We start from the raw sequence: 3,626 nt of genomic DNA, 5'->3' as shown, positions 1-3,626 counted from the left end.
AGGGAGGGGCCGGGGGTGGGTCGGCTGTTAAGGAAACGTACGCGCTCCACAACCGGCCAACCCACCCCCAACCCCTCCCTTGTCAGGGAGGGGAGCCGATTGGGACGGCATTTCGTTGAATGTCGATCCGCCCTAGGCGCTCGGGGCCGGGCGCAGGCCGAGCAGGTGGAGCAGCGTTCCGGCGAGCGCGTCATTGTCGGTGGCGGGGAGCGTGACCGCATCACCGTCGTTCGCCTCGAACCCGTTGTTGGGGCCGAGGTTGACGAGCGGGGTGAGGGTCACGCGGTCGCCGTCGGACTCCAAGTCGACGCGGCGGGCGTCGCGCATGAAGGTTTTGAAGTTCTTGACCTCGGCGGCGTCCTGAAACGGAATGAAGCTGCGTTTCGCCGCTTCCGGGGTGAGATCGGGCAGCGGGGTCTTGGCGGCGGCCAGCGCGTCGGCGATCGCGGCGGCGAGGATCGGTTTCTTGACCGACTTGCCGAACCAGCGGGGACTGTGCGCCAGCGTGGCCCCCGATGCGGTGGGCGAGACGGGCGCGACGATCAGGCGGGCGTTGGTGAAATAGGCGACGGCGGATGGCATCGCGCGGCTGTGCGCCGGTTGGCGAGGTTGGGCAAGGGGGGTGGCGCGTTCTCCCCTNGGGGGGGGGGGGGGGGGGGGGGCCCGGCCTGCGAGGAACCGGATCGCCCGCCACGGGCCGACCCACCCCCAGCCCCTCCCTTTCAGGGAGGGGAGCATTTCATTCCTCCGTCAGAAGCTCGGCAGGTTCGGATCGCCGTCGCCCAGCGGCACGTGGATGCCGCATTCGACCTTTTCCCAACCGGCCCAGCGGCCCGAGCGGGGGTCTTCGCCGGGCTTCACCCGGTTGGTGCAGGGGGCGCAGCCGATCGAGGGGAAGCCCTGTTCGACCAGCGGGTGGCGCGGCAGGTCGTGTTCGGCGAAATAGGCGTCGACATCCGCCGGGGTCCAGGTGATGAGCGGGTTGACCTTCAACCGACCCGCCGCGTCCGACAGGTCGAGTTCGAAGCGCGGGAGCGCGGTGCGGGTGGCCGACTGGAACGCCTTGCGCCCGGTGAAGCTGGCGTCGAAGCCGGTCATCGCGCGGGCCAGCGGTTCGACCTTGCGGATGTCGCAGCAGCCATCGGGATCATAGGACCAGCGCAGGCCGGTCGAATCCTTCGCCGCCAGCCGGTCGGGATCGGGTTCGAGATTGCGGAAGTCGGTGAGGCCGAGCCGGTCGACCAACAGGTCGCGATAGGCGAGCGTCTCGGGAAAATGCTTGCCCGTCTCCAGAAACAGCACCGGCACCGATACGTCGACCGAGGCGACCAGATGCAGCAGCACCGCCGATTCCGCGCCGAACGACGAGACGATCGCGACGTCGCCCAGCATGCGTTCGGTGAGAACGGTGGTGAGCATCTCCTGCGTCGTCGCGCCCCGGAACAGGTTGTTCAGCCGGTGCGCGTCGGCGGTGGTGAAGCGGGGGCCGGTGTCGATCCGGTCGCGGATGCGGCTGTCGATCTCAACCATGCCGGCGTTTCCACACCGGCACATGGCCGTCGGCCGCCGCCTGATAGACATCGTCGTAGCGGGTGAGCGCGCGTTCCAGCGCGGCGGGATCGATCGGCTGGGCGGGCGCGAAGCTGTCGAAGCCGCAGCGGCGCATCAGCGGCAGTTGATCGACCAGCACGTCGCCCTCCGCACGCAGTTCGCCGGTATAGCCCGCTTCGCGCAGGATGCGGCCGGCGGAATAGCCGCGCCCGTCGCGGAACTTGGGGAAGCTGACCTCGATCAGCGACAGCCGGTCGAGGTGCGGCAGCAACTCGCGCGCGTCGTCGCCCGCCTCGATCCGCACGGCGGTGGCGTTCGACTGCCCCAGAAAGGCGTCGAGGGTGACGGCGGGTTCGTCATGGCCCGTGTCGTCGCGGAAGCGCAGTGCCTCAACCATAGATGGCCTCCTTGAACGGTTCCATGCCGATCCGGCGATAGGTGTCGACGAAGCGCTCGCCCTGTTCGCGTGTCGCCAGATAGCGCTCGGTCACGCGCTCGATCGCGTCGACCACGCCGTCCTCGGAAAAGCCGGGGCCGGTGATCTTGCCGAGGCTCACATCCTCCGCGCCCGATCCGCCCAGCAGCAACTGGTAATTCTCGGTGCCCTTCCGGTCGACGCCGAGGATGCCGATGTGGCCGGCGTGATGATGGCCGCAGGCGTTGATGCAGCCGCTGATCTTGAGCTTCAATTCGCCCAGATCGCGCTGGCGCACCGGATCGGCGAAGCGGTCGGCGATCTTCTGCGCCAGCGGGATCGAGCGGGCGTTGGCGAGGCTGCAATAATCGAGGCCGGGGCAGGCGATGATGTCGGTGATGAGGTCGAGGTTCGCCTCGGCCAGCCCGATTTCGACCAGCCGGTCGTAGACGGCGCGCAGGTCGGCTGAGCGGACGTGGGGCAGGACGATGTTCTGCGCATGCGTCACGCGCAGTTCGTCGAAGCTGTAGCGCTCGCCCAGATCGGCCATCGCGTCGATCTGATCGGCCGAGGCGTCGCCGGGGATGCCGCCGGCGGGTTTCAGGCTGATCGTGACGATCGTATAGCCCGCCCGCTTGTGAGCATGGGTATTCTGGTCGAGCCATGCGGCGAAGCCGGCGTCGCTGCGATCGACGGGGGCATCGGCCGAGGTGTCGGCGAAGGCGGGGTCGGCGAAGAAGGCGGCGATGCGGTCGAACTCGGCCTGCGGCGGGTCGATGCCCAGCGTCTTGATATGGGCGAATTCCTCGGCGACCTCGGCGCGATATTTGTCGACGCCGATCTCGTGGATCAGGATCTTGATCCGCGCCTTGTACATATTGTCGCGGCGGCCATAGCGATTGTAGACGCGCAGGCACGCTTCGAGATAGCTCATCAGATCGCCGAGCGGGACGAAGTCGTTGACCAGCGGCGCGATCATCGGCGTGCGGCCCATGCCGCCACCGACATAGACCTGCGCGCCGGCAGCCCCGTCCTGCTCGACGATGCGCAGGCCGATGTCGTGCAGGCGCATCGCCGCGCGGTCCTCGTCGGCGGCGATGACCGCGATCTTGAACTTGCGCGGCAGATAGCTGAATTCGGGGTGGAAGGTCGACCATTGCCGCAGCAGCTCGGCCCATGGGCGCGGGTCGGTCGTCTCGTCGGCGGCGGCGCCGGCGAACTGGTCCGAGCTGATGTTGCGGATGCAGTTGCCGCTGGTCTGGATGGCGTGCATCTCGACCTTGGCCAGCTTTTCGAGGATGTCGGGCGTGTCGGCCAGCTTGATCCAGTTGAACTGGAGGTTCTGGCGCGTGGTGAAATGGCCGTAATCGCGGTCATAGGTGCGCGCGATATCGGCCAGCGTCCGCATCTGCAGCCCGTTCAGCGTGCCATAGGGGATGGCGACGCGCAGCATATAGGCGTGGAGCTGGAGATAGAGGCCGTTCATCAGCCGCAGCGGCTTGAACTGGTCCTCGGTCAGATGGCCTGACAGGCGGCGTTCGACCTGATCGCGGAACTCGGCGACGCGGGCGTCGACGATCGACTGGTCGTAGGTGTCGTATTGATACATCGCTTGTTCCTAGACCTTGAAGGCTGTCTGAAAATGCGTCGAAACGCATTT

At 67.3% G+C, this 3,626-nt stretch carries 4 protein-coding genes; all 4 read right to left on the bottom strand.

What is annotated here, in order from left to right:
• Positions 1-132: 132 nt before the first annotated feature.
• The 4 genes from ASE78_RS12125 to ASE78_RS12110 all read right to left on the bottom strand — a co-directional run bounded on the left by ASE78_RS12125 (position 133) and on the right by ASE78_RS12110 (position 3,575).
• Positions 133-582, bottom strand: coding sequence for a hypothetical protein (locus tag ASE78_RS12125; protein ID WP_056497541.1), 450 nt, complete (start codon positions 580-582; stop codon positions 133-135).
• A 168-nt stretch (positions 583-750) separates the two neighbouring features.
• Entirely contained in the window at positions 751-1,530 is a 780-nt protein-coding gene (locus ASE78_RS12120; RefSeq protein WP_056497539.1) for a phosphoadenylyl-sulfate reductase, read from the bottom strand.
• Entirely contained in the window at positions 1,523-1,948 is a 426-nt protein-coding gene (locus ASE78_RS12115) for a DUF934 domain-containing protein (protein ID WP_056497536.1), read from the bottom strand. The genes ASE78_RS12120 and ASE78_RS12115 overlap by 8 nt, the downstream gene beginning before the upstream one ends.
• On the bottom strand, positions 1,941-3,575 hold the full coding sequence (locus ASE78_RS12110) for a nitrite/sulfite reductase (protein WP_056497533.1): 1,635 nt from the start codon (positions 3,573-3,575) through the stop codon (positions 1,941-1,943). Before ASE78_RS12110 ends, ASE78_RS12115 begins: the two co-directional genes overlap by 8 nt.
• Positions 3,576-3,626: the final 51 nt, after the last annotated feature.

It is taken from the genome of Sphingomonas sp. Leaf25 (assembly GCF_001421635.1).
In the GTDB taxonomy this organism is placed as follows: domain Bacteria; phylum Pseudomonadota; class Alphaproteobacteria; order Sphingomonadales; family Sphingomonadaceae; genus Sphingomonas.
Note: the sequence above shows the minus strand (reverse complement) of the source record. Positions and strands in the feature narration are given on the sequence as shown.